We start from the raw sequence: 24,221 nt of genomic DNA on the forward strand, positions 1-24,221 counted from the left end.
ATGTTCCAGCCCTGGGCCCTGCCGGTTGAGGTTCCGGTGCTACGCGCTGTATTGCTCGACATCGAGGACATATTCGAATTCTCTGATCCGGTCGGCTACCTCCTGCGAGGAGGAAACGACGACTCGATCGGTGCCGGAGAGCTGTACGACTTCCGCGCCCACCGTCTCCAGCCAGTCGAAGAACTCCATCCGAATCCCCCGCGGTGTGGCGCTGTCACCGAGCATTCCTGGATCGAGACGGACAAGGTAGGTGTGGTGTTTCGCCGACATGAAGTTCTCCCTCGGTCGTCCTGGGGTGCAGCAGTGCAAAAGATGAAACCGTCACCAGATGTCCCCGGCGAAGTCCGTGGGATCGCCAATGTGCCGGCGACCAGCACGGGCCACGTGTCCTGTGGTCGCAAATGCCGCAGCCACCCGAACACGGTCGACAACTGCTGGCGCAGGCCGCCGCTCGGAGATTACCCGAGGCGGCACCACATCGTCCGCTTCCCCGGATGAACTCGCCCGACCGCTACAAGTCACCCATCCCGTTCACGGCCTCGGCGACACCACCGCCAACCCCGCCGCTTCTCCGGCCACTTCCCCATCGCGACCACAGTCACCCTCAGCTGAGATTCGGCAAACCCACCGGATACGGTCGGCGACCCCCAGTCGACCGAACCCGGGTTGATCGAAGCCAGTCCACAAGCGCACTTTCACGTGGCCGGTGGTCGGCAGCCAGGCCAGCATGATCCAATGCTGGCAGCTCTCAGCGTCTTTCGCGCCAAAGTTGAGGTAGACAATTAACATGTTCAAACGAGTTCTGACTGTCGCTGGTATGGCGGCCTCCGTGTTCACGGCTACCGTCGCCGGGCTGGCCCCGCAGGCACATGCTCAACCCTTCCCGCCCGGCGTGTCGTGTTCCGACACCACCTGCCGCAACGACACGAATGACACCTATCTCGTCGAGGCATGGCAGCATTGCCGAGTCATAGGTACGGCATGGAAAACCGAAACCCCCTTCAACGTGGTCGTACGGCCACACGAGACCGTGCATGTCGAGGGCGTGGACTGCCCACCGCTGGTCACGAACAGCAAGATGACACCCAGCCCCAACGTGATGCCGACCGAACCGGCCGGCATCACGTATTTCAAGGCCGTGATCTACAACCCGAACGCACCCAAGGTGCCCAGCGGCTCGACCCTGTGACAGAAACGAGGCGGGCACCGTCCGCTGCCGGACCCCGATGCACCTGATGAAGACTGATCACATCAACCCGTGCTGAAACTCCATCTCGACCCGCCACTCGCGGCCGACGTGGCGGTCGGCAACCGCCTCGCCGACGTGGCGCCCGACACCGCGGGGACGTGGACGAAGTGGATGTTCTGACCGTCGATTTCGGTGGTGATGTGGGACTTGTCGTGACACGTGGCAAATCGGTGGTGTGAGTCGCAATTGTGTGGCGAGGATGTACCGATGCCGAAGTCATCTGAGCGTCAGAATGTTTCGTCGAATATCGAACCCGAGATCCGCACGGTTGCGGGAGTTGTCCGTGGCAGGTGGGAGGGCGATGTCGCAGTCTTCCGAGGTATCCCCTACGCAGAGCCACCGTTCGGCACGCATCGGTTCGCAGCTCCCGTACCGGTCCGCCGGTGGGATGGTATCCGCAACGCGCTGGAGTTCGGCCCACCGGTTCCCCAAGCCAGCCATGCCGGTTCGGTGATGTCGGCGGCGGCCGGCAACACCGGTGATGGTTCCGACAACTGTTTGACTCTCAACGTCTGGTCACCCGACCTCGGCGCCGCGAGATTGCCGGTGATGGTGTGGATCCAGGGCGGCACGTACCTGGAGAACAACTCCGCCAACCCCCACTACGACGGTGCGACCCTCGCCCGGTCCGGCGTGGTGATGGTCAGCATCAACTATCGCGTCGGCATGGACGGCTTCGCCCACATCACCGGAGCCCCGGACAACCGCGGCATTCTCGACCAGATCGCGGCGCTGCGATGGGTCCAGGACAACATCGCCCCGTTCGGCGGCAATCCGGACAACGTCACCGTCTTCGGCCAGTCCGCCGGCGGAGCGTGCATTGCCGCCCTGCTCGTCATGCCGATGGCAGCCGGACTGTTTCGCCGCGCGATAAGCCAGAGCATGCCCGGCACCTACTTCTCCGAACCGCTCGCCGCCACGATCTCCGCTACCATCGCCGCACAACTCGGGGTGCGTGCCACGATCGGCGAGCTGGCCCAGCTCCCACCACGCGCACTGACCGACGCGACGGACGCAGTGATCCAGAAGATGCCGGAATACGTCGAATCCTGGGGCCCCATGGCGCTCACCCCCACACCGTTCTCACCCATCGTCGACGGCGAATTGCTCCCTGACGCACCATGGCACGCACTTGCGCGCGGCGCCGCGCGCGACATCGACCTGCTGGTCGGGCATACCCGCGACGAATACCGGCTGTACACCTCTCGGCCCGGAGGTGTGCCGACCGATGCGCGAATGACCGCAGCATTCGCCCACCTCGCACCCACCGCGGACGCCGGCAGCAACTACGGCACCGCCTACCCTGACGCCACCCCTGGGCAGCTGTACGACCTCATCAACACCGACTGGCTGTTCCGCATGCCCAGCCTGCACCTCGCCGACTCCGCGCACACCGGTGGCGGACCCATCTGGCTCTACGAACTCTGCTGGAGCTTCAACCGGGAACAAGGCGCCTCGCACTGCCTCGACTTCCTGCTCGTATTCGGCACCCTCAGCGCCGACGAGGTACGCGGCCACCGGTCCGCCCACCCGAACGCCGGGAACGAAATCACCCAGGTTGCCCACCACATGCGCACCGACTGGGTGAGCTTCGCAACCACGGGCAACCCTGGCTGGGCACCCTACGATCCACACACCCGCACCACCCGCGTATACAACGAAGAGCCGACCACCCAGCCCTACCCCGAAGAACGCTCCCGCCGCATCTGGGCCGCGCACCGATTCGGCATCCTGGACCTACCTCATGCCAACCTCGCACTACAGGCCAACGATCACTGAAGGATCACGGGTGCGGCCCTGTTCCGCCACGGGAGCAGTAGCGAGCTGGCCAGCAGGGTGACGGCCGCGCAGGCGATCGCGACACGGGTGCTGGTGGCTGCGGCGAGTAGGCGGCCCACAGCGATGAAGGCGGGTTGGAAGCCGAGTAGCACCGCGCGGCCGCCGAACCGGGTCACCAGCTTCGGCGCCCACAGAGAGCCGAGCAGGCCGCCCAGAGTCGGCAGGCCGAGGGCCAAACCGCACTGCCAGGGCGTGAAGCCCAGTTCCCGCAACATCAGCAGAGCCATCAGCGGGCTGCGGCGATCCCCGACAACGCCGCCATCAACGACACCTGCAGATCCGACGCGTGCACGACCAGGATCGCGATCAACGGCAGCGCGCCGGTGCCGATCGCGGTACCGAGCTGGCTCACCGCCGCCGATGCCCAGAGCCGATAGAAATCAGCGATCGTAATCTGTCGGGACACGTCATTAGTCTGCGGTCATGGTCAGACCTGACTCGGTATTGCGCCGCCTGCTGCGTGAAGCAGGAAAGTTACTGCAGTCGTACGGGTTTCATGGCTCCGAACCCGCATGGGTACGGGTCGAAACCGGCGGTGTCGCCTCCGTCGGCCGCACCCGGGTTTCCCGCACATGGACCAGCGGACAGCAGGTGCTCAGTTTCGGCTTGGATCTGAGCGCCACGCCAACGGGCTGGTGGGAATTCGGCAACTGGCGCAACGCGCGGCTGGGTCTACCACCCACACCGCTGGAAAAAGCGACCGGCCCCGGCCTGATCGACACCCACGCCCTGCCGCACGAGCTGACCACGATGTGGTCCCTGCGGCTCGACCCGGACCAGCCGGGCCAGCATGTGCTGCAGACCGACATCGACGCCATACGTGCCGAGCTGCCCCGGCGCGTACATGCCTACGCGCGCCGAGCATTACGGCTGGTGGAGCCCGATCGGTACCTCGACGAGCTGCTGACCCAACCCGCCCCACGGAGCCGGACCTGGGAGGCGATCGTTGTCCTGCTCGCCGATCGGGGGCCGGGACCAGACCTCGACGACGCATTCGACCAGCTCCGAAAGTGCTTCGCCGAAGGAGATGCTTCAACCTACGCAGAAGATGTCATCGCCTACGCGCAAACCCGCGCTACCCTCGTCTGAGCAAAGGTGTCCTCGGTGTCCTCAGTGACCCTGTGTCCGACCATCCACGCAGTCAGCCTTTGAAGTAGACCAGCTGGTGACTGGTCGCGAGCAGCGCTCCTTCGTGTCCCCACAGTTGCGCCGATTGGTCGAAGAATCCATTGCCGAACCGGTGGGAGCCTGCGGATGCGAGCACTTGGCGATCGGACTGCGACGCAAGAAGGTCGTTGTCCGCGTGGAAGTACACGGTGCCTGCGGGCACGAGCCACCCCAAGCGGAGTATCACCCGGGCATAGAACCCATCACTGAGGGCGGTCAGTGCTGGATAGTCCAGCGGCCGTGCAGGCCTATCCCGGGCGGCACTCGTCGTTGGAGTCGTGACAGTGATGCTGGCCGGTACCGTGGTGCACTCATCCGCCGTGGCAACTGCCGTCATGATCGGGCTGGGTGGCCTCACCGCGGTGACCGCGTTGTGGTCGCTGCTCGCGGGCGACCCCACGCGCGATTACCTGGCCCTGGCCGTCGTGGGCTTTGCACTGTTCCTCGCGCCGTGGGTCGGTGGCTTCGCTAGTGGCGGCGCCGCATGGACGGCCTGGACATCCGGCTGCGTTGGCATGGTCCTCGGTGTCGCGGGGTACCTCCGCGGCGAGTCCCTCGATATCAGCAGGACCGTTGCCGACGCCGCCGATGCGACAGTTGAAACGCGATCTCACCGGTCAGGGACCCTTAGCAGGCGTACCGTGCAATATGTGGAAAGGGCCTGGACCAGCCGAGCGGCCTGCGGGCGCGCGGCCCCGGCCGCAGGGGCTGTCCCGCTGAGACGCCGCAGGCGAGCAGCGATAAAGGGGAGTCGATTATGACTCGACGCACTGTGCAAATCCGCAGAATCTATGACGACCCAACCCCGCATGACGGCACCCGCGTCCTCGTGGACCGGCTCTGGCCCCGCGGCATCAGCAAAACCAGAGCCGATCTCGACGAGTGGTGCAAACAGATCGCCCCCTCCACCGAACTGCGCACGTGGTACGGCCACGACCGGAACTCTTCGACGAGTTTGCCCGCCGCTACCGCGACGAACTGACCGAACCCGACCGCGCCGCCGCTCTCACGCACCTGCGCGAACTGGCCGACCAGAGCATGCTCACGCTGCTCACCGGCACGAAGAACACCGACCTCAGCGAAGCAGCCGTACTCGCCGATCTCGTCGAACAACCGAACAGATCCCCCGAAAAGTGACGGACCGCTGCGAGACACAGGTTGGCCGCGGAAACCGAGTCTCGCCATACGCATCGCCCGCGTCGGGCGCCTGATCGCGCTGCACCTACGGTTCGACATCGGAGCGGCTCATGGTGACATTGGACCGGTTGGCGAACGTACTGGGTGGCTACGGGATCCGCTTGCGGTTGGGTTCGGTTCCCCGGTCCACCCAATTGCGCAGCGTGGTCATCCACGGGGCCGATCAGGACCCCACGGAAGTCGGCGATGTGCTGCTGGGCATCGGAGCCCGCTCATGTCGGAGGTGGTGGAGTGGGCGGTGTCGGCGCGGGCTGTTGTCGCGCTCATCCGTGAGGGTGACGAGACCGAGGCCGAGCCGGAAATCGAGGGTGTGGCGGTGATGGTGGTCGACCCTGCGGTGGCCTGGAGCGAGGTGGCCACGGTGGTCTACGGATTGGTGCTGGAAGGACGCGAGACCGAGGCCGGTCGCGGACCGACCGATTTGTTCGCCTTGGCCGACAGTCTGGCCGACGCGGTCGGGGGTGCGGTGACGATCGAGGACCGCCTGTCTCGGGTGCTGGCGTATTCCAGGCCGCAGCAGCACCTCGACACCGCACGGGTGGAGACAATTCTGGGCCGGCAGATGCCGCAGTGGTTGCGGGCGGTGTTCGATGCGCACGGTGTATTCGCGCATTTGGCGGTCTCGGACGAACCGTTGTTCGTTCCCGCGCAGGCAGACCGTGGTATGACGGGACGGATGGTCGTGGCGGTGCGCGTGGGCCGGCAACTGCTGGGCTCGGTCTGGGTGTCGTGCCCGGCACCGTTACACGGGGCTCGACGCATGGCCTTGGCCGACGGCGCGCGCACGGTGGCCCTGCACCTGTTGCGGTCGCGGGCCAGCGCGGACCTGGAACGTCAGGTGGAATCCGACCTGGTGATCCGTTTGCTGGAGGGCGCCGCGGACGCGGCGACGGTGGCCAGCAGGCTGGGGTTGGCACCGGAGAGTTTGCGGGTGATCGCGCTGCGCGCTCGGATCGCGGAGGAGCAGCACGCCGCGCTGCTGCTGGTCTTCGAGCGAGCAACAACCGGATTCGGCTGGTCCCGTTCGAGCCGCAGCGCTTTGGTCGGCGACACCATCTACACCGTGCTGCCCGCTGATCAGGCGGCGACGGCACGCCGCTGGATATGCGACCGACAGGCGGCACTGCCCGCGCAGATGACGGTGTCGGCCGGCATCAGCGGTGTTGCCCGAGCCGCAGAGTTGGCGTTGGCGCGCCAAGAGGCCGACGAATGCCTGGCGCTGCACGAGGCCCGCTCCGCGGCTGCGGCGCCCCCCGCCTATGACGAGTCGTGGGACGAAATCCTGCTACAACGATTGCGCACCGCAGGGCTTTCTGGACGCACTCCCGCACGGGGCCCGGTGTCGGAGTTGCGGCGCCACGACCGCACGAACTCCACCCAGTTTGTGGCCACGCTGCGCGCCTGGTTGCAGGCGCAGGGCGACCCCGCAGCGGCGGGCGCGCGACTCGGCGTGCACGAGAACACCGTACGAAACCGGCTGCGCAAAATGGCAGAGGTGACCAACCTCGACTTGGACGACCCGCGCAAACGTCTCGCCATGATGATCGAACTCGCCGTCACCGACAACGACTGACACACCTGTGCTGTGCCATCGCCACAAATCTCGACGCCTCGATTGTCGAATCGGCTCAAGATCGCATCGACAGCCACGCCATCATGGGGTTGACCAGAAGTCGCAGGTAGGAGCAGTGAAACGGTGAGCATCGATCGGACCGACCGCAGCCGGCCATTGCCGCCGAAGATTGTGGACCTGACGCACCGCACGAATCCGATCCGCTGCGCTGATCCCGCATTGGTACCCGCGATACCCGTAGGTCCGAGCGACTGAGACCCGGCCCGGCACCAGGGCCTGCGCGTCGTCAGTGGCGGCATCGCCGCCTCGGCCCGCCCCTGACGACACTTTCTCGCGCGACGCCACATCGAAATGCCCGGCCCGGACACTGAACGGAGTTGAACGGAATGAAGAACATGCAGGTATGCGAGGTAATGCAAAGACCGATCATCGCCGTGCGGCACAACACCACGGCCCGTGAGGCGGCGCTGACGCTCACCGAACTGGGCTACGCGGCGTTGCCCGTTCTCGACCAGGACGATCGCCTTGTCGGGGTACTCACCAGTGGTGACCTCTTGCGGGCCGACAACCTCGAGGGCACGGTCAGTGCAGTGATGACCACACCGGCGGTGTCGGTCCCGGGCAGTGCGGCCCTGGCCGAGGTGACGAGCAGGCTGGTAACACACGGATTGCGCAGTCTGCCAGTGGTCGATTTCGACGGCCGCGTGGTCGGCATGTTCAGCCGCAGCGACGCGTTGCGGATCATGCTCACGCCCGACGATGCACTCGCGGCCGATGCACAGAACCTCCTCGATGAATACGCCGGCGCACGGCGGTGGCATGTCACCGTCGAGGAAGGCGACGCCACCATTTCCGGCCGGTTCGCCGACGAATCCGAACGGCGCATCGCCATCGCCCTGACCCGCACAGTGCCCGGTATCCGCATCGCGACCACACCGGCCGCTGCGGCCGCACCCACGCATTGACCCGGGTGCCCACGCCACCAGCACGCCGCTCGGATCCTGTCGCAAGCAGCCGCGCCGCCCGATTCGACCGCCGATCCATCTGCTATCGCACTTTCCGGCTGGCGCGCTGTCGAGAACGGCCCCGGGGATGCGAGTGGAGAAATCGGACAAGTGCCGCGCCTGCAATTGTCGCAGACGGACAGGCGCAGCCGTTCCATGTAAACGATCCTGGCCTTGTCAGCGAATATTCGGATGGCGTGGAGGTGGTCGTACCAGGGGCCGCTGGCAGGGCGGCCCATCCCTCCTCACTCGACCGCATCTGAAACCGCATTCCAACCACCAGCCCTGGAGACCAGGATGACCCAAGCACACCCCGCCTCACGCGCACGCCTTACCGATCACCTCCCCGCACTGCGAGCCAGACTGAATCAGCAGCGCCGCTTCCGCCTGCAGCAGCTGGCCGAACTCGAAGCCGAGATCGACCGCGCCGCCGCGCCCACCAATGCGGCTGATTCGGCCAGGTATGAGGTCACCATCACATTGGCCACGGCCGCCCGACGAGCGTTGGCCGACATCGATGAAGCCCTCACGCTGATCACCACAGGCCGTTACGGCCTATGCAGCGGATGTCACGCCGATATACCGATTCACCTACTGCAGACCATTCCCACTACACAGTGGTGCCTGAATTGCCGGCGGCATCTCCCTTTATTCGACGGTTCCGGCCCGATGCGCGGACAGGTGTCTCGCACAGCCTCCCGAACACCGCGACGTGACCTGTCCGCGGAACGTGAAACCCTCGCATGCCGTTGACATAACCGTCGACGCCCAGGCATCCCCGGCCACACGCTGCCACCCCTTTCACCATCCAGATTCACTGACACGTGTGATCAGGACGCTCCAAGAAGATTTGACGCCAGGGCTGATTCGAAATGCCTGAAAGATCTCTCAGAAGACGAAGCCGCGCAGAGCCAGGAAGCGCATACCGCCGACCGCCGCCATAATGGCGATCACGGCGCCCGCTTGTGCGATCCCCCCGAGGCCGGGCGCCCAGAAGTCGAGCCCGGCCAGCGACGCCGTGCTGATCAACAGGCCGATCAGCGCCAGCCCGCCGCCTTCCCACTGTGCGGTGAACCAGCGGACCCGTCCGGCCGCGTGGAAGGTGAGCTGCCGGTGCAGTTCGTTTGCGATCACCGTGCTGACGATCGAGGCGGCGATATTGGCGGCCATCGGGCCGATCTCGTTCATGGCCATGAACAGCAGGACATAGGCAATGTTGCTGGAGCCGCCGACCAGGGCGAAGCGGATCAGCTGGGCGAAGGCATGATCACCGGAAGCGGCAATTGCTGTGCTGTTCACATGAATACTGTCGCCAGGCCCGCTGACACCGACCTGACGCCGACCTGACACGTCCACGGACACGGTGTTTCGCCTGGACACAGTGGATAAGGGGTCTCGTACCCGATCGCCGAGATCTTCGGCCTGGTCGTCGTGGTCCACGGCAACGGACAGATCGCTTAGTCGTCGCCGACAGTGACGATGCGTTCGCAATGGCCGGAACGAACCATCTGTCCGCACCTGTGTCGGAAGCGGCTGCGCGGCTCGCCACCGGAGTTTTCAGGCGAACGGGATCGCGTCCGGGTTGCAGGTCGCGCCTTCGGCGGGCAGCGTGTCCGACGCCAGGTAGTCGGAGACCGCGCGGACCGCGCAACTGGACTGCTGGGTCACGACGTGACCGATCCCCTCATGGACGAGTACCCGGCTGCCATCGAGTCGCCGGGCGACATCGAGCGCTCCCGCGAGGGGCGTCGCCGGATCGAACCGGCTGTTGAGGATCAGCGCGGGGGTGTCGGTCCGTGTCTCCCAGGGACCGGTGTAGCGGTCCGTCGGATTCGATTGCCAGAACGCGCACTGGCTCGTGTCGTATGCCCGTAGTGTCGCGAAGCCTGGCGCGACCGCCTCGCGCCGCTGCGCCGCCGACCACCAGGTGGGCGCGAAGCGGGGTAGCTGGACGTCGTTGCAGGTGAAGGCACTGTAGGCCTGGTCGAGCGGGGAGTACGCGCGGCCGAGCCCGCTGGCATCGATCTTCTCGATCACGAGCTGAGCCAATTCGGCGGCGGCCGGGGTCTCCCTCGGGGAGGTCGACACCTGGTAGGCGAGGTGCAGCAACTGGTCGAAAGCCACGTCCGGCCACAGCCACGGTTGGTACAGCATTCCGCCCAGGTAGGAAACGAGCTTGGAGTAGGTGAGCGAGGTCCGGGTACCGTCCGGCGCGACGAGCGGTAGCGGGTGCTCCCGCAGCTCGGCCAGCAGGGCAGGGTAGGCCCGCACCGGATCGTCGACGGCAAAGGCGCACGATCGTCCCGCAGCGCACAGGCGCAGCGCCTCGTTCATGGCCTCCGTGGTCGCGACGTCGCCGCCGGTTCGTTCCGACGACACCGAATCGGCCGGTCCGCTCGAGGTCCAGGCCGGATTGAGCACGCTGTCCAGGACGAACGAACCGACCTGGCGCGGAAACAGATTCGCGTAGACGAGGCCGAGCGCGGCCCCGTAGGACTGACCCAGGAAGTTCAGCCTCGGCTCGCCGACGGCCACACGTACCAGGTCCAGATCTCGTGCTACCGCGGCTGTGGTCAGATGGTCGAGCAGGCCACCGTTGTGCTGTCGGCACGCCGCGGCGAACTCGGCATCTCGGACCGCTCGCACCGCGACGTCCTGCGGTCCCAGGGGAACGGCCGTGACATCGGTTCCGAACGCGGCGGCGTCCTCGGGGGTTTCGAAGCAGGTCACCGCTGGCGTAGCGAAGCCAACGCCGCGCTGATCGACCGCGATCACGTCGTAGCGATCCCAGACCCGGTCGTCCCAGGGGGCCCGCAACGCGCCGGAAGCCAGGTACGCCAAATACACCGACGACGGGTAGCCGGGCCCGCCCCGGTTGATCACCAGGCTGCCACGGCGCTGCCCTGGATCCCGCGCGGGTGCCTTGAACAGCGCGATCCGTGCCGTGGCTCCGTTCGGCGCGGCGTGGTCAACCGGCACGTCGAGAGTGGCGCACTGCAACCGCTCCAAACCCGGAAGTTGCTCTACAGCAGCACAATTGGCCCACTGCAGCGCAGGTTCTTCGGCATTGGCGACACCTCCGCCCACCAGCGTGCTACACACCATGAGCACTGTCGCGCCGACCGCTCGACACCACCTCGCAATAGTGGTCATCCATCGAAACTATCTCGCCGACCACCCGGCCCACGCGGCGGCCGTCGTGATCGTGACCGCCACCGCGCCCCGCGAGCGCGGTCGCCAACCCTCCTCCCCCGACCACCGCGTAGGACCGGATTCCGATGTGCCACCGTGCTGTTGGAGTTGGTGGCGATGCACCTGGACAGCATTGCCGCAGATCGCCGGTGACGCACCGCTGTCCCTTGGGTGCTTCATCACGACTCCGAGTCGAATCATGTCATGGCTGGCCCGGGAATCCGTTACGGTCCGAGCTGGGTTGAGGTGCCCACCCCGCGGGCGTCCACCCACCCGGGGGGTGGGCACCCTCCACCCCCCGGGGCCCCTGCGGGGCTTGTGTGGGTCACGCCAGTTCGGTTGCACCCGTATCAGCTGTCCAGTCAAACCAGTACAGCCAACATGCCGCGGCCCTGCTCATGGCTGTTCCGATGCCTACCTCCCATAGCGGATAACTCTAAGTCGCTGTTACAGCCGCAGAGGTTGGTTCGCTCCAAGTCGGCCCGTGACCGGCGGGTCTCCATCCGTGCAGTCGCTACCAACGCATGGGATGAAGGTCCGCCCGGAATTGCAGTAGTCGTCAATCGGTTTACAGCTCACACGTGCCGTGCTCAGTTCGATGTCCCCACTACCCGATGCCCGCAAGGCCATGGCCGGCCACCGCGAAGGCCAGCCCTGTGGGCGGTCATTGGAGCCTCCGGCAGTCAGAGCCGGAAAATGCGCGCGCCCACTCCCCACCTGGCGCTGACCAGTAGGGGCCGAAGCAACTCACCGTGCCCGCCTGTCCGGCAGGCAGTTCTGTTAACGCTCGGAACCGACTGAGCGGCTCCGGGTGCGGATGATGTCTTCCAGCTCGGCTTCAGCGAAGATGAACTGTTGGTAGGCCATTCGCGCCATCGGCCCGCCGCATCACCTGATCTTCCATGACACCGCGCTCAGGGAAGTCGGGGGTTGGTCGACCTCGATCGCCAAGGCGCCCAGCCGAAAAGCTCCTTGCCGGAGACCTGTCCAGTTGAGGTCCAGCCCAGCCACCGCGCTCGTTGGCGCCGCCTATTCGGCATGGCTACCATCGGACGCGATGCATATCGACTTGATGCTCGATTCACTCGATGGACTGTCTGTGGGGGATGCGTTGGGTGCGGAATTCCCCATCATGGGCCGGTCGATTCCGGATCTTCGGGCAGGCAATCTCCCTGCCCGACGGTGGCGGTGGACCGACGACACCGAAATGGCCTGCACCGTGGTTGCCGAACTGTCCCGTCACGGTCGGATCGACCAGGATCGGCTTGCCGCCGCCTTCGCGCAACGGTTCGACCCGAGCCGTGACTACGGCTTCCTGGCGGTCGACACATTGCGTCGAATCCGGGACGGCGTGCGCTGGCGGGAGGCGGCCGGAGCCGTGTTCGATCACCAGGGTTCCTGTGGCAACGGTGCGGCCATGCGGGTCGCCCCGCTGGGTGCCTTTTACGCTGGCGATCCGGAAAAAGTCGCCGCCGAGGCTTTCCGGTCGGCGCAGGTAACGCATATGCACCCAGAAGGCGTCCTCGGCGCGGTCGCGGTGGCACTCGCCGCCGGTCAGGCCGCTCATGCCCGCCTGCTCGGGACGCGACCCACACCATGGGAATTCATCACCGCCGTCCTCGATCGCCTCGACGACGGTGACACGAGCCGACTGATTCGCCGTGCTCGCACCCTGCTCGGCGCCTCCGCGAAGGAGGCCGCGGATGAACTCGGCAACGGATCTCTGGTCACCGCGCAGAATACGGTGCCGTTCACAATGTGGGTCGCGGCCAAGCATCTGGACGATTACCCGGCCGCGGTCACCACATGTATCGCGGCAGACGGAGACATCGACACCACCAGCGCCATCGTCGGCGGGATCGTCGCCGCCTACACCGGCACCAGCAGCCGTCCCGGTCCGATCGTCGGGGTGCCGCAGACGTGGCTTGCCGCGCGAGAACCGTTGCCCGACTGGCTCAACCCGAGCCACCGAACACGACGGCGCAAAAATTCTGCATCCAGCCGCGTTCGAAGATGGTTATCCGGCGCGTCGTGAGAACAACAAACCGGTCGACCCTCGCTACTCAGCGGCAGTTACCCGTTGATCATGGCTGCGATCCGCGGTCGGTGTGCAGAATGCAACCGGCCACCTCGGACCGCCGAGCGACAGCGTGGTTGAGCACGCAGCGAACAGCGTTCCGGCGGGGCGCGCGGCGCCCCGCCGCGCTCTCGCACGTAGTTCGACCGGTTGCTGTTCCAGCGTCAGGATCTGGCGCGAACGGAGCGGATGGAGTAGATCACCTCGGCTGGCGCGCCGTCGACGAACTCGGATTGATGCCACTTATACCGAATAGGGTGGGGGTGTCCTCAGGCCGGTAGTTCAACGAGGGAGGATGAGCATGGCTGGGAACGAAGTCTCGACAGATGCCAAAACAGTGGTTCGTCGCAACACCGAACTGGTGCAGGGCGGTGGGGATTTTGCGCTTTTCGAAGACCTTTTCGCTGACGACTTCATCGATCACACACCGCAACCTGGCACGACGCCCGACAAGGACGGTGTGCGGAAGCTGTATATGGCGCTGCGCCGCGCTTTCCCCGACTTCTCTGCCACCATTCATTGGCAGACCATCGACGGCGAGGTGGTGACCACCTTCAAGACATACGCCGGAACACACCGTGGTGAGTTCCTCGGTGTGGCCCCCACCGGCCGCCGTGTCCAGTTCGAGACGGTTGATGCGATGCGTGTGCGACAGGGGAAGATCACCGAGCACTGGGGCGTGGCGAATCTGTTCTCGGCAATGCAGCAGATCGGCGCCCTACCACCCATCCAATCGGCGTGAACGGCATGGTGGAGCTGCACCACAAGAGATTCGGACAGCACGGTCTTCGGCATCACCTGCCCTGAACAGCCGGTCGACGAGCTGATCGCCAGGAATCGATCCGGTGTTCAGGCTGTGCACACCATCCAATCCCGCCACCGTCGGATAACTGAATGGTAGCGGGTGACGGTCAGACGCTTGTCCGCCAAGCGCGCTTCCGCCATTGTCAACGCATGTTGGCCTACACTTGTTGACATGAGGAGAAGTTCGGCTGAAACGAAAGCTGTCATCCTGGCCGCGGCCCGCGAGCGCTTCGCGGCCGACGGGTACGACCGGGCCACCATCAGAGCGATCGCCTCGGACGCCGCCATCGATCCCGCGATGGTGATGCGGTACTTCGGCAACAAAGAGCGGCTGTTCGCGGCGGCGGTCGAATTCGATCTCGAGCTGCCGGATCTGACGGTGATCCCGCGTGAGCAAGTCGGCACTGTACTGGTCACTCACTTCCTCGAGCGGTGGGAGCGGGACGAAACACTGCTCATACTGTTGCGCGCTGGAGTGACCAATGAAACCGTCGCGGAACGGATGCGATCGATCTTCGCCACCCAACTGGGACCGGTGATCGCCCGCCTGAACGACGACCCCCGCGACGGACCGGTCCGCGCCGGCCTGGCGGCATCCCAGATCTTGGGCATGGCATTGTGCCGCTTCGCACTAGCCTTCCCACCCCTGGCCGCGATGACACGACAAGAGGTCATCGCCTGGCTCGGCCCGACAATCCAGCGGTACCTGACTGGCACTCCCGATGCCGACACGCCCCCGCGATGATCACGCTGCCGCATGGCGGCCACCCTCCAACCCCGCCTGCGCGCTCTCGTGCGCGCTCGGATCGGAATCTCCGGTACGGCTCGCAGCTGGGTCAACGCATGTAGGCCAACGCGTGTTGACATTACCGAGAGGCTTGGTCAACAATTGTTGGCATCAGACGAAGGGAGCAAGTGATGTCGAAGACCGTGTTGGTGACCGGAGCGTCGACCGGAATCGGGCGGGCCGCCGCGTTGCTGCTGGCCCGGGAGGGCTGCACCGTCTTTGCGGGGGTGCGCAAGGAGGCCGACGGTGAATCGCTCGGTCCCTCGGTCACCCCGATCGTGCTGGATGTGACCGATGCCGGCCGGATCGCCGAGGCCGCCGAGCGCCTCGGCCGGCTCGATGCCTTGGTCAACAATGCGGGCGTGGGCGTCACCGGGCCGGTGGAGTTCGTTTCCCTGGAGGCGTTGCGCTGGCAGTACGAAGTCAACGTGTTCGGGCAGGTGGCCGTCACCCAGGCCATGCTGCCGATGTTGCGTGCCTCGCGCGGGCGCGTGGTCACCGTCGGTTCGGTGGGTAGCTGGATCACCCTGCCCTTCGGCGGGCCGTTGTGTTCGTCCAAACATGCCATCCGTTCGCTCAACGACGCCCTGCGCATGGAGGTCAAGCCGTACGGAGTGGCTGTGGTGCTCATCGAACCCGGCTCCACCCACACCGCCGCGGTCGACAAACTGGAGGACGAGGTCGAGCCGCGGCTGGCCGCGATCGGCGCCGAGGGCAGGCGACTGTACGGCGACGCCTACCGGGCCATGACCACCGCCTCGCTGAAGGAAGAGCGCACCGGCTCCAGCCCCGACGTGGTCGCCCGCGCCATCCTGCACGCCGTGACCGCCCGCACACCCCGCGCCCGCTACCCGGTCGGCAAGAAATCCCGGCTGATGAGCACCCTCGGCCGTGCCCTTCCCCAGCACACCCTCGACGCCGTGCGCCTGCGTGCGCTCGGCCTGTCCTGAACGGAGTCCCGCCATGACCCAGCTCGCCGGAGCCGACGCCCTGACCTCTCTCGACCCGGTCTTCGCCCAGCTCGCCGTCGGTGCGGGCCACAATCTCTGGGGCCTGACCCACCTGACGATGCGTGAGAAGACTTTTCTCTGCCTGACCGCCGACCTGTGCCACCCCCACCTGGACCAGCCCCTGGCCATGCACGTCCAGATGGCTCTGGCCAACGGGGTCGAACCCGAAGCCATCAGAGAGCTCTACCGCCACCTGGCCCCCTACGTGGGCTACCCCATCCTGGTCCCCGCCTTCGGACGCCTGACCGAACTCGGCCTACCCGCCGCGCAGGACACCGACCCGATCACCCCGATACCGCCCAGCGGCGCCCTCGCCCGCGCGGTCCACGATCTGCAGGACGTGGACCCGGGACTGGCCGCCTTCACCGAGGACCAGTTCGCCCAGCGCTGGACCCGCCCGCACCTCAGTGTCCGGGAGCGGGCACTCGCCTGCCTGGTCGTGGACATCTTCTACCAGACCCTGGGCGCATCCCTGCACCTGCACGCGGAACTGGCCAGATCGGACGGCGCCACCGAGAACACCCTCCGCGACCTGATCCGCGGCGTCGCCGAATTCGGGCTCGCCCGAGCATGGGCCGCCGCCGCAGCCCTACTCCCTCAGCGCGACTGACCGAAGGCCCTGTGTCGGCAGTGATGCCGCTCGGATCCGGACCCCCTGCCTTCGAGTGTCTCCCTCGACGGCAGCGGCCGTCTGGAGTTACCGGCATCATGGCGGTGTCGTTCGGCTGGAAGGCGCTCCCGATCGGGGCGACGCCCAAAGGCTGCGTGGCCGCATCGAAACAAGCCGAACTCCACCAGACGGCGCCAGTGGCGGAGGCGGCCCAACTCGATACGGCCAGGGTCCGTCGGCGGGTTTCTCCAGCCGGCCGGCGCCGCCCCTGCTCGAGATGGGAGAGGCGGGCACCGGCGAACTCGGAGAGAAATCCCGCGACATCCCAGCGGTCGCGGGCTTCGAGTACGCCGACGAGCAGATGCTCCTTGCTGGGGACGTAGTGCAGGACGCCGCGACGCCGCTTTCGCCACCTACCCGAGGTCCAGCGGGTACACAGCGGCGCTCTGCACACCTGGCAAGTTCGTGATGTGTTGCATCCAGGCAGCACGTTCGAAGAGGGCCAGGTCGTCTCCGGTCGGTCTGGAAAGCAGTACGCCGGTGCGGGGCCCGAGTCCGACGTCGGGTGCAGGCAAGGTGATGCCGCAACTACCGAGGTAGCTGAGCACCATGGTGGTGCGTAGGACGGCGGCGTTGGCGCTATCGTACCGAGCCGGATCGGACTGGAGGTCGGCCGTGCGAGGCGGCAGACGGCGGACGGTGGGACACAAGAGCGTGGCGTCCCCGAGTTCGGCGGCGAACCGGGCGCGCAAGGCCGACATCGCGGCATAGACCGGGGCGATGGAATCGGCGGTGTGCGTGTTGCTTTCGAGTCTGCGCCGGGTGGCGGGTTCGATCGGCATCGACGAGTCGAGCCGATGGCGATGCAACCGGAAGGCCTCGGCGCCGACGATGGTGCCGTAGCGATCCATCAGGTTCTGAGCCGACGTGAGCGACGTCAGATCGCGGACTCGAACCTCGGCGCCGGCCGCCCGGAGTTCGGTGACGATGCCATCGAAGTCGTGGGCGACCTCGGCCGCGACGTCCTCGGACCATTCGCCCGCGGGCACGACGAAGCGTGGCGGCACCGGACGGGCAGATGGCCGGGCGGGCGCGAGCACATGGTCGAAAGCGGCGAGGTCCTCAACGGTGGTCGCGAACACGCCGATGCTGTCGAGCGTCGCGGACAGCGGCGCGAAGTCGTGGCCGCCGTATCTGCCCGGACTGGCGCGGTATCCGACGATGCCGCACAGGGCGGCGGGCACGCGCACGGATCCGGAGGTGTCGGTCCCGACCGCGAGCGGGACGATGCCGCGAGCGACCGCGACCGCAGAGCCGGAGGAGGACCCGCCCGGAATCAGCTCCGGGTCGAGGGGGTTGGAGGGCGTGCCGAAGCAAGAATTGATCCCGAGGCCCGAGAACGCGAACTCGCTGAGATTGGTCTTGCCGATGGTGACCAGTCCGCTGTTGTGCACCCGTCGCACGAGGTGGCCGTCCACGACGGCGGGTTCATCGTGGAGGTGGCTCGCCGAGCCGCAGGTCGTGACGGCGCCTTGGACGTCGAACACGTCCTTCCATGCGATAGGGACTCCGTCGAGCCTGCTGCGGCGGGCGCCGCGCCGAGCTCGGCGGTCGCTTGCCTCGGCCTGGAATCGGGCGCGTTCGCCGGTGACCGTGATCATCACCGCGGCCGAATCCGGTTGCCGCGCATAGTCGACGGCTGCGTCGACCAGCTGCGCGGACGTGGTCTCGCCATCGGCGAGGACCTGCGCCATTGCGGTGGCGGTAGTCATGGTGGGCACTCCCGATGATCAGGTGTGGAACGGTTGGATCGCACGCTATCGCGCCAACATCCGCGTTTCTTATGTGCGAACATCCAGCCATGGATCTGAATGGTGTGAATATATCCATTCCCGGTGGCCGCTGCCGTCCTATTGACTGAGCGGCATGACAGCGTTGAGCTATCCGGAGCCGGTGACCATACCGGCCAGGCAGGCCCGGTCGGTGACCTTGCGCACCGGCGAGCGATTGCGGATCACCGACATCGGCGGCGGCCAGGTGGGAGATGTGTTCGCCTACAACGTCGACGACCTCACCGAGCACCACAGCGCCTCGCACACCCGCACCCACACCAGTCGGCTGTTTCCCGCGCTGGGCGAATCTTTCGTGACCAACCGGCGTCGCCCGATCCTCACCTACCTGGCCGACACCTCGCCGGGTCTACACGACATGTTGATCGCCGCCTGCGATCCGGAACGCTATGCGGCATATGGGGATCCGAACCACCCGAACTGCGCCGACAATTTGCGGCAAGCCATGGCCGATCTCGGACACCGGGCGCTGCCGCTCGTTCCGCAGCCGATCAACGTCTTCATGCGTATCCCCGTCGCCGCCGACGGCGAACTGTCCTGGCTCGAGGCCGCCACCGCGCCGGGGGACTCGATCACGTTCCGCGCCGAGATGGACTGCCTCGTCGTCGTCTCGGCCTGCCCCCAGGACCGCAACGTCATCAACGGTGCCGGACCCACCCCGCTGGCCCTGACCGTCTTGCCCCCGATCACCGAGGAGACCACCGATGACCACCACTGAACTCGCCCACCCGGCGCTCCAGCCGTTCCGCTTCGGCACCCTCGAACTGCGCAACCGATTCGTCGTCGCACCGATGACCCGCATCTCCGCCGAACCCGACGGCACGCCCACCGCTCAGATGGCCGACTACTACCGCGAGTACGCGGCGGGTGACTTCGGCTTGATCATCACCGAGGGCATCTACCCGGACGCCGCACACAGCCAGGGCTACCTCAACCAGCCCGGCCTGGTCACCGACCGGCACATCACCGGATGGCGTGCGGTGGTGGACGCCGTGCACGCTGCCGGCGCCCCGATCGTCGCACAGCTGATGCACGCGGGAGCCATCTCGCAGGGCAACGCCTATGGCTTCGGGACCATCGGACCGTCGGCCGTTCAGCCGCGCGGGCAGATGATGCCCGACTACGGCGGTGTCGGCGGACCTTGGAACGCGCCCCGGGAAATGACCATGCGCGATATCGACAATGTGATCGCCGGATACGCCGTGGCCGCCGAGAACGCCCGGGCGGCGGGTTTCGACGGCGTCGAGATCCACGCGGCCAACGGCTATCTGCTCGACCAGTTCCTCACCGACTACACCAATCAGCGCACCGACGAGTACGGCGGGCCGGTGGAGAACCGGATTCGCCTGACCGTGCGCGTGCTGCGGGCCGTGCGGGACGTGCTCGGCGATTTCCCCATCGGTGTGCGGCTGTCGCAGACCAAGGTCAACGATTTCACCTACCGCTGGCCCGGCGCCGACGCCGACGCGCGAGTCGTCTTCGCGGCCCTCGCCGAGGCGACCTACCTGCACGTCGCCAGTGAAGGCAGGAATTTCATCGAGACCGCGCGCTTCCCGAATGGCTCGACCATTACCCAGCTCGCCCGTCAGGTGTCCGGGCGCCCGGTCATCGCCAATGGCGGAATGCACGCCCTCACCCAGGCCGCCGATGTCCTGACCGGCGGTCATGCCGACCTGCTGTCCCTCGGTCAGGGTGCGCTGGCGAATCCGGACCTGCCGCGCCGTGTGGAGACCGGGACGGCATTGGATCCGTTCGACCGTGCGATGCTGCATCCCATGGCCACTCTGGACAGTGCCGCCGCATGGCGCGCGCGAAACGGCAAATGAGCGAACGCGGCTGGAGGCGCGGCGGGACAGCTGTCGCGACGCTGACCTTCGATGTCGACGCGGAGACGCCCATCCTCGCGGAAGGACGCCACTACGCCGATCACCCCATGGTGATGTCACACCAGTCCTACGGACCGGATGTGGGCGTACCGCGGATCCTCGATCTCCTCGACGAGATGGCCGTTCCCGCGACCTTCTTCGTGCCCGGCTGGGTTGCCGAGCAGCGTCTGGGCCTGGCCCGCTCGATCGTCGACCGGGGGCACGAGGTCGCGCACCACTCCTACAGTCACCGTGCGCCCACCTCGTTGCCGCCCGGTGCCGAACGCGCGGATTTCGAGCGCGCACTCGATGTTTTCGCGGCACAGGGCATCGAGATCACCGGGCATCGTGCGGCGATGTGGAGCGCCAGCCGCGAAACCATCGGCCTGGTCGCCGAATACGGGCTGGCCTACGACTCGTCACTGATGGGTGACGACCGGCCGTACCTCGTCGGCAGCGGGCACACGCCGGTGGTGGAGCTGCCGGTGCACTGGTCGCTGGACGACTGGGAGCAGTACGCGTATCTGCCCGAGCCGCGTATCGGCTCGGTGATCGAATCCCCCGAGAAGGTCGAGCAGATGTGGCGCGCCGAACTCGACGGGATGCGGCACTACAACTGCCTGTTCAACGTGTGCATGCACCCGTTCCTCACCGGGCGGCCGGGCCGGATGATGGCGCTGCGACGCCTCATCGCCTATGCCCAGGAGTGCGGGGACGTGACGTTCGCGCGCTGCCGGGAAGTGGCCGCATGGGCGCGCGAGGACGCCGGGACGCCACATCGCCCGTTGCCGAGCTATGACGTGGATCCAGCCGTGTACCCGAACTGACGTCACATCGGCCCGGTCACCGCGTAACCGTGGGCGATGCGGCGCCCGGGCCGACGGACTCGGCTGTCAGGGCCAGGAACAAGTCGACGATGTCCTCGAGCCGGTTGACGTTGCGTCCGGTCAGCTCGGTGATCCGGGCCATGCGGTTGCGCAGGGTGTTGACGTGCACATGCAATGCGGCGGCCGTCACACCCCACTGGCCGTCGTTGGCAAGGAACGTCCGCAGGGTGTGCTCGAGTTCGGTGTGGGCGCGGGTGTCGTGCTCGCGGATGATGCCGAGAACCTGATCGGTGAACCGCCGCAGCACCCGCTCGTCGAGCAGGCCGAGCAGCATCCGGAAGGTCGCGACATCGGCGAAGGTGGCCGTGTCCGGGCCGTCCTGCGCGCGCAGCACCTGGCAGACTTCCCGAGCGCGAACCAGTGGTTCCCGCAGTGCGCCTGCGGTGGTCGCGATCTCACCCAGTCCGATGACCACCCGCGAAGCGGGTACGCGCCTGCCTACTTCCACGGACAACTCGCGAGCGAAACGCGCCAGCTCGTCCGCCGTGCGATCCCACGGGCAGACGGCCACCACGTCGCGGCTTCCCGCAGCGGCGAATACCGGTATGCCGTGCGTGGCGAAGAACGCGCCGACGGCGTCGGCTATCTCGTCGGGCAGTGTGCCGTGGCCTCCGGGCGGGGATACCGGTGCGAGTGCGAATACGCCCAGTGGACGATCCGCCGGCACACCGTACGCGCGCAGCCGCTGACTCACCTCGCCGCTGCGCCGCGGCCCGGACAGGATCATCTCCAGTAGCTCGGCCGCGAAGCGCGCCTCGATAGCATGCACCGCCTGCTGTTTGGTGACCTCCAGGCTCAGGAATCGGGCAGCCTGGGCGAGGGCTTCCCGGTCGGCCGTGACCAGTTTCGTTGCCGGTTCGAGGCAGTACAGCCCGGCGTCGATCTCGCCCATCGCGCCCTCGACGAGGTACAGCGCGGACGGGCCGGAACCCAGCAGGTCGACTTCCAGCGGTGGCGGCGTGCGGTTGAGCGCCGCGGCGGCGAGGCGGATCTGCTCTCCGGTCGGTTCGCAGCCGATACTGGCCAGGCAGCGCCCCTTGCGATCAACAACCAGTAGCGGCAGTTCCGTTTCGCCACGCAGGATTTCGAGTACGCCCGCCGCACCGGTGCCACGTGACAAGGCGGTGGCCAAAGCGTCCCCGCGGTGCACGGTCGCGGTCAGTTCCGCCTGCAGCACCTCGTTCTGGATCCGGGCGGCGGCCCGGGTGAGTGCGGCGAACGGTACCCCGATACACAGTTCGACCAACGGCAGGCCACGCGAAAGGCACAGCGCGACCAGTCCTTCAGGAAGAGCCGGGGTCTGCGCGGTCAGCCCATAGACCAGTCCGGCGGCACCTGCCCGAGCAACAGCGTCGACGAACCGCTCCGCCGATACGTGCGGCAGCCACAGGCCGTTGGTCAGCACCAGTTCCCCGGGCCGGACGTAGCGCGACGGGTCGGGCAGCTCTGTGGTGTGCAGCCAGCTGATCTCCGCCGCCAGGCGTTCGGTGAGTTCCGGCGTCATCACCCGCAGGCCCAGCGCGGGATCGGCGACAAGTCGGCTAATGGTCAGCACCTATCGAAATCTACACAACTTCCGGCTATCGGTAGATGAATACACATAACTCTCTCGACCTGTGCGGTGCTGTTATGAGGTCAATCACTACCGAAAGAGGGAAGTCATGTCATCCCCGCAACCACCCGGCGCCGGAAGCACTGCGACCACCGATCCGGTGACAGGCGACACCGGTGTCCGATTCGACGAGCACGGTGTGTTACCCATTCCCGATCGGGAGCGGGACTGTTCCCCCTGGGAACTGTTCTGGATCTGGTGCGGCGTGAATATCGCGCCCATCAACTGGGTGCTCGGCGCACTCGGAATCGCTCTCGGGCTCAGCCTGATCGAAACACTGATCGTGGTCACGGTCGGAAATCTGGTCGGGTGCACCGTATTCGGCCTGTTCAATGTCATCGGCCACCGCACCGCCGTTAATCAGATGGTGCTGGGACGCTCGGCGTTCGGCATCACCGGAGCCGTATTGCCCGCCCTCGTCCAGGGGCTGCTGACCATGGCGTGGGTGGGCGTCAACACCTGGGTCGTGCTCGATCTCGTGCTCGCGGTGCTCGAGCAGATCGGTGTCCGGGGCGGCATGGAACTGAAGGTTGTTGTTGCGGCGGTCATCATGGTGGTGCAACTCGCGCTCGCGCTGTACGGGTTCTACGCGATCCGCACGTTCGAGAAGTACACCGTCCCCCTCACCATCGCGGTGATGGTGGCGATGACCGTGGTGGCCCTCGCCCGCACCCACCTGGACTGGACCCGGGCCGCAGCCGAGACGCCCGGCGAGAAGTTCACCGCGATAACACAACTCGTCACCGCCATCGGTGTCGGCTGGGGCCTGACCTGGATACCCTACGCGGCGGACTACAGCCGGTTCGCCCGGCCGAAGCTGCGCGCCAGGACCGTGTTCTGGGCGTCGGCGGCCGGGATGTACCTGCCCACTGTCTGGCTCGCTGCCCTCGGCGCCTGCCTGGCGAGCGCGGGCGGTGACGCCGACCCGTCCACCCTCGTCGTCAGCACCTTCGGCGCGCTCGCCGTTCCCGTGCTGCTGCTGATCATGCACGGCCCCATCGCCACCAATATCCTCAACCTGTACTCGTGCTCGCTGGCCGCGCTGACCATCGGCATCCACATCGCCCGTTGGAAGGTCACTCTCGTCGCAGGCGCGGTAGCCTCCGTGGTGCTGGCAGTGTTCATCAACTCGTCGAGTTTCGCGCATGCCTTCGACAACTGGATGGTGTCGATCCTGATGTGGATCAGCCCGTGGATGTCCATCCTGCTCGTCGACTACTTCCTGGTTCGCCGCAACACCTTCTCGATCCCCGACCTCTACCGCGACGGCATGTCATCGAGCTACGGTGCCTTCAACATCCGCGGCCTGGTCGGCCTCGCCGCCGGACTGCTCGCCGGCTGGTCCTGGCAGTACGGCATGCTCCCCGCCATGCAGGGGCCGGTGGCAAAAGCTCTGGGCAACACCGACTTCTCCTGGCTGTCCGGCAGCCTCGTCGCCGGCGGTATCTACGGCATCCTGACAGTCCTGGTGCCCACTCGCCGCACCGGCACGTGAATC

21 protein-coding genes and 3 pseudogenes are annotated in these 24,221 nt (G+C 66.5%); 16 read left to right on the forward strand and 8 right to left on the reverse strand.

Translation table 11 applies throughout. The annotated features are described in order from the left end of the window. Window positions 1-39: 39 nt before the first annotated feature. Window positions 40-270, reverse strand: coding sequence for a hypothetical protein (locus ACWPXK_RS25160; RefSeq protein WP_454198630.1), 231 nt, complete (start codon window positions 268-270; stop codon window positions 40-42). Between the two features lie 547 nt (window positions 271-817). Between ACWPXK_RS25160 and ACWPXK_RS25165 the strand changes: the two genes are divergently transcribed. Together ACWPXK_RS25165 and ACWPXK_RS25170 are read left to right on the forward strand one after the other, a co-directional pair. After that, window positions 818-1,189, forward strand: a complete 372-nt coding sequence (locus ACWPXK_RS25165) for a hypothetical protein (RefSeq protein WP_454198631.1) — start codon at window positions 818-820, stop codon at window positions 1,187-1,189. Between the two features lie 267 nt (window positions 1,190-1,456). Next, window positions 1,457-3,028 (forward strand): carboxylesterase/lipase family protein, encoded by a 1,572-nt coding sequence (locus tag ACWPXK_RS25170; RefSeq protein WP_454198632.1) that lies wholly within the window; start codon window positions 1,457-1,459, stop codon window positions 3,026-3,028. Here ACWPXK_RS25170 and ACWPXK_RS25175 read toward each other — a convergent pair. Both ACWPXK_RS25175 and ACWPXK_RS25180 read right to left on the reverse strand, forming a co-directional pair. Beyond that, window positions 3,022-3,315, reverse strand: a complete 294-nt coding sequence (locus ACWPXK_RS25175) for a hypothetical protein (RefSeq protein ID WP_454198633.1) — start codon at window positions 3,313-3,315, stop codon at window positions 3,022-3,024. The genes ACWPXK_RS25170 and ACWPXK_RS25175 overlap by 7 nt on opposite strands. Then, window positions 3,315-3,494, reverse strand: coding sequence for a hypothetical protein (locus ACWPXK_RS25180; RefSeq protein ID WP_454198634.1), 180 nt, complete (start codon window positions 3,492-3,494; stop codon window positions 3,315-3,317). Before ACWPXK_RS25180 ends, ACWPXK_RS25175 begins: the two co-directional genes overlap by 1 nt. A 17-nt stretch (window positions 3,495-3,511) precedes the next feature. Here ACWPXK_RS25180 and ACWPXK_RS25185 point away from each other — a divergent pair, with 17 nt between their 5' ends. After that, on the forward strand, window positions 3,512-4,177 hold the full coding sequence (locus ACWPXK_RS25185; RefSeq protein WP_454198635.1) for a hypothetical protein: 666 nt from the start codon (window positions 3,512-3,514) through the stop codon (window positions 4,175-4,177). 52 nt (window positions 4,178-4,229) lie between these two features. On the opposite strand, the pseudogene ACWPXK_RS25190 reads toward ACWPXK_RS25185, so the two are convergent. After that, window positions 4,230-4,526 (reverse strand): annotated as a pseudogene (locus ACWPXK_RS25190) (thioesterase family protein); the annotation flags it as partial. 16 nt (window positions 4,527-4,542) lie between these two features. Between ACWPXK_RS25190 and ACWPXK_RS25195 the strand changes: the two are divergent. The 4 genes and pseudogenes from ACWPXK_RS25195 (at window position 4,543) to ACWPXK_RS25210 (ending at window position 7,990) form a co-directional block, all read left to right on the forward strand. Next, window positions 4,543-5,016 (forward strand): SPW repeat domain-containing protein, encoded by a 474-nt coding sequence (locus ACWPXK_RS25195; RefSeq protein WP_454198636.1) that lies wholly within the window; start codon window positions 4,543-4,545, stop codon window positions 5,014-5,016. Continuing rightward, window positions 5,013-5,392: pseudogene (locus tag ACWPXK_RS25200) on the forward strand (DUF488 domain-containing protein). Before ACWPXK_RS25195 ends, ACWPXK_RS25200 begins: the two are co-directional and overlap by 4 nt. 110 nt (window positions 5,393-5,502) lie before the next feature. Further along, window positions 5,503-7,025 (forward strand): annotated as a pseudogene (locus ACWPXK_RS25205) (PucR family transcriptional regulator). Window positions 7,026-7,438: 413 nt separating this feature from the next. Then, the gene (locus tag ACWPXK_RS25210) at window positions 7,439-7,990 is read left to right on the forward strand and encodes a CBS domain-containing protein (RefSeq protein WP_454198637.1); all 552 of its coding nucleotides are present in this window, start codon (window positions 7,439-7,441) and stop codon (window positions 7,988-7,990) included. 927 nt (window positions 7,991-8,917) lie between these two features. Here the strand turns inward: ACWPXK_RS25210 and ACWPXK_RS25215 are convergent. Together ACWPXK_RS25215 and ACWPXK_RS25220 are read right to left on the reverse strand one after the other, a co-directional pair. Then, entirely contained in the window at window positions 8,918-9,328 is a 411-nt protein-coding gene (locus ACWPXK_RS25215; protein WP_454198638.1) for a GtrA family protein, read from the reverse strand. Window positions 9,329-9,586: 258 nt separating this feature from the next. Continuing rightward, window positions 9,587-11,182 carry an alpha/beta hydrolase gene (locus tag ACWPXK_RS25220; RefSeq protein ID WP_454198639.1) on the reverse strand — a complete coding sequence of 532 codons (1,596 nt, stop codon included), beginning with the start codon at window positions 11,180-11,182 and terminating at the stop codon, window positions 9,587-9,589. 1,171 nt (window positions 11,183-12,353) lie between these two features. Between ACWPXK_RS25220 and ACWPXK_RS25225 the strand changes: the two genes are divergently transcribed. The 5 genes from ACWPXK_RS25225 to ACWPXK_RS25245 all read left to right on the forward strand — a co-directional run bounded on the left by ACWPXK_RS25225 (window position 12,354) and on the right by ACWPXK_RS25245 (window position 16,509). After that, window positions 12,354-13,256, forward strand: coding sequence for an ADP-ribosylglycohydrolase family protein (locus tag ACWPXK_RS25225; protein WP_454198903.1), 903 nt, complete (start codon window positions 12,354-12,356; stop codon window positions 13,254-13,256). Window positions 13,257-13,599: 343 nt separating this feature from the next. Then, window positions 13,600-14,040 carry an ester cyclase gene (locus ACWPXK_RS25230; protein ID WP_454198640.1) on the forward strand — a complete coding sequence of 147 codons (441 nt, stop codon included), beginning with the start codon at window positions 13,600-13,602 and terminating at the stop codon, window positions 14,038-14,040. 234 nt (window positions 14,041-14,274) lie between these two features. Then, a complete protein-coding gene (locus ACWPXK_RS25235) occupies window positions 14,275-14,847 on the forward strand; it encodes a TetR/AcrR family transcriptional regulator (RefSeq protein WP_454198904.1) in 573 nt (190 codons plus the stop codon). Window positions 14,848-15,020: 173 nt separating this feature from the next. Then, complete coding sequence (locus ACWPXK_RS25240) at window positions 15,021-15,839, forward strand: SDR family oxidoreductase (RefSeq protein WP_454198641.1); 819 nt, start codon at window positions 15,021-15,023, stop codon at window positions 15,837-15,839. Between the two features lie 13 nt (window positions 15,840-15,852). After that, window positions 15,853-16,509, forward strand: coding sequence for a carboxymuconolactone decarboxylase family protein (locus ACWPXK_RS25245; RefSeq protein WP_454198642.1), 657 nt, complete (start codon window positions 15,853-15,855; stop codon window positions 16,507-16,509). Between the two features lie 413 nt (window positions 16,510-16,922). Here the strand turns inward: ACWPXK_RS25245 and ACWPXK_RS25250 are convergent, their stop codons facing one another. After that, the gene (locus tag ACWPXK_RS25250; RefSeq protein WP_454198643.1) at window positions 16,923-18,281 is read right to left on the reverse strand and encodes an amidase family protein; all 1,359 of its coding nucleotides are present in this window, start codon (window positions 18,279-18,281) and stop codon (window positions 16,923-16,925) included. A gap of 154 nt (window positions 18,282-18,435) precedes the next feature. Between ACWPXK_RS25250 and ACWPXK_RS25255 the strand changes: the two genes are divergently transcribed. From ACWPXK_RS25255 to ACWPXK_RS25265, 3 genes are read left to right on the forward strand one after another with little or no spacing between them, the layout of a single operon-like run. After that, window positions 18,436-19,077, forward strand: a complete 642-nt coding sequence (locus tag ACWPXK_RS25255) for a DUF1989 domain-containing protein (protein ID WP_454198644.1) — start codon at window positions 18,436-18,438, stop codon at window positions 19,075-19,077. Then, complete coding sequence (locus ACWPXK_RS25260; RefSeq protein ID WP_454198645.1) at window positions 19,064-20,185, forward strand: oxidoreductase; 1,122 nt, start codon at window positions 19,064-19,066, stop codon at window positions 20,183-20,185. Before ACWPXK_RS25255 ends, ACWPXK_RS25260 begins: the two co-directional genes overlap by 14 nt. Beyond that, window positions 20,161-21,051, forward strand: coding sequence for a polysaccharide deacetylase family protein (locus tag ACWPXK_RS25265; RefSeq protein ID WP_454198646.1), 891 nt, complete (start codon window positions 20,161-20,163; stop codon window positions 21,049-21,051). Before ACWPXK_RS25260 ends, ACWPXK_RS25265 begins: the two co-directional genes overlap by 25 nt. Before the next feature lie 16 nt (window positions 21,052-21,067). Here ACWPXK_RS25265 and ACWPXK_RS25270 read toward each other — a convergent pair whose 3' ends face one another. Next, complete coding sequence (locus tag ACWPXK_RS25270) at window positions 21,068-22,666, reverse strand: PucR family transcriptional regulator (RefSeq protein WP_454198647.1); 1,599 nt, start codon at window positions 22,664-22,666, stop codon at window positions 21,068-21,070. Between the two features lie 106 nt (window positions 22,667-22,772). On the opposite strand from ACWPXK_RS25270, the gene ACWPXK_RS25275 reads away from it, so the two are divergent. Further along, complete coding sequence (locus ACWPXK_RS25275) at window positions 22,773-24,218, forward strand: purine-cytosine permease family protein (protein ID WP_454198648.1); 1,446 nt, start codon at window positions 22,773-22,775, stop codon at window positions 24,216-24,218. Window positions 24,219-24,221 lie beyond the last annotated feature (3 nt).

It is taken from the genome of Nocardia sp. Marseille-Q1738, from assembly GCF_965283145.1.

Bases quoted from the DNA above. Each gene is read 5' to 3' on its own strand.
- ACWPXK_RS25160 (WP_454198630.1), bottom strand. From the start codon at position 270: ATGTCGGCGAAACACCACACCTACCTTGTCCGTCTCGATCCAGGAATG.
- ACWPXK_RS25165 (WP_454198631.1), top strand. From the start codon at position 818: ATGGCGGCCTCCGTGTTCACGGCTACCGTCGCCGGGCTGGCCCCGCAG.
- ACWPXK_RS25170 (WP_454198632.1), top strand. From the start codon at position 1,457: ATGCCGAAGTCATCTGAGCGTCAGAATGTTTCGTCGAATATCGAACCC.
- ACWPXK_RS25175 (WP_454198633.1), bottom strand. From the start codon at position 3,315: ATGGCTCTGCTGATGTTGCGGGAACTGGGCTTCACGCCCTGGCAGTGC.
- ACWPXK_RS25185 (WP_454198635.1), top strand. From the start codon at position 3,512: ATGGTCAGACCTGACTCGGTATTGCGCCGCCTGCTGCGTGAAGCAGGA.
- ACWPXK_RS25195 (WP_454198636.1), top strand. From the start codon at position 4,543: ATGCTGGCCGGTACCGTGGTGCACTCATCCGCCGTGGCAACTGCCGTC.
- ACWPXK_RS25210 (WP_454198637.1), top strand. From the start codon at position 7,439: ATGCAAAGACCGATCATCGCCGTGCGGCACAACACCACGGCCCGTGAG.
- ACWPXK_RS25220 (WP_454198639.1), bottom strand. From the start codon at position 11,182: ATGACCACTATTGCGAGGTGGTGTCGAGCGGTCGGCGCGACAGTGCTC.
- ACWPXK_RS25225 (WP_454198903.1), top strand. From the start codon at position 12,354: ATGGGCCGGTCGATTCCGGATCTTCGGGCAGGCAATCTCCCTGCCCGA.
- ACWPXK_RS25230 (WP_454198640.1), top strand. From the start codon at position 13,600: ATGGCTGGGAACGAAGTCTCGACAGATGCCAAAACAGTGGTTCGTCGC.
- ACWPXK_RS25235 (WP_454198904.1), top strand. From the start codon at position 14,275: ATGAGGAGAAGTTCGGCTGAAACGAAAGCTGTCATCCTGGCCGCGGCC.
- ACWPXK_RS25240 (WP_454198641.1), top strand. From the start codon at position 15,021: ATGTCGAAGACCGTGTTGGTGACCGGAGCGTCGACCGGAATCGGGCGG.
- ACWPXK_RS25245 (WP_454198642.1), top strand. From the start codon at position 15,853: ATGACCCAGCTCGCCGGAGCCGACGCCCTGACCTCTCTCGACCCGGTC.
- ACWPXK_RS25250 (WP_454198643.1), bottom strand. From the start codon at position 18,281: ATGACTACCGCCACCGCAATGGCGCAGGTCCTCGCCGATGGCGAGACC.
- ACWPXK_RS25255 (WP_454198644.1), top strand. From the start codon at position 18,436: ATGACAGCGTTGAGCTATCCGGAGCCGGTGACCATACCGGCCAGGCAG.
- ACWPXK_RS25260 (WP_454198645.1), top strand. From the start codon at position 19,064: ATGACCACCACTGAACTCGCCCACCCGGCGCTCCAGCCGTTCCGCTTC.
- ACWPXK_RS25265 (WP_454198646.1), top strand. From the start codon at position 20,161: ATGGCGCGCGCGAAACGGCAAATGAGCGAACGCGGCTGGAGGCGCGGC.
- ACWPXK_RS25275 (WP_454198648.1), top strand. From the start codon at position 22,773: ATGTCATCCCCGCAACCACCCGGCGCCGGAAGCACTGCGACCACCGAT.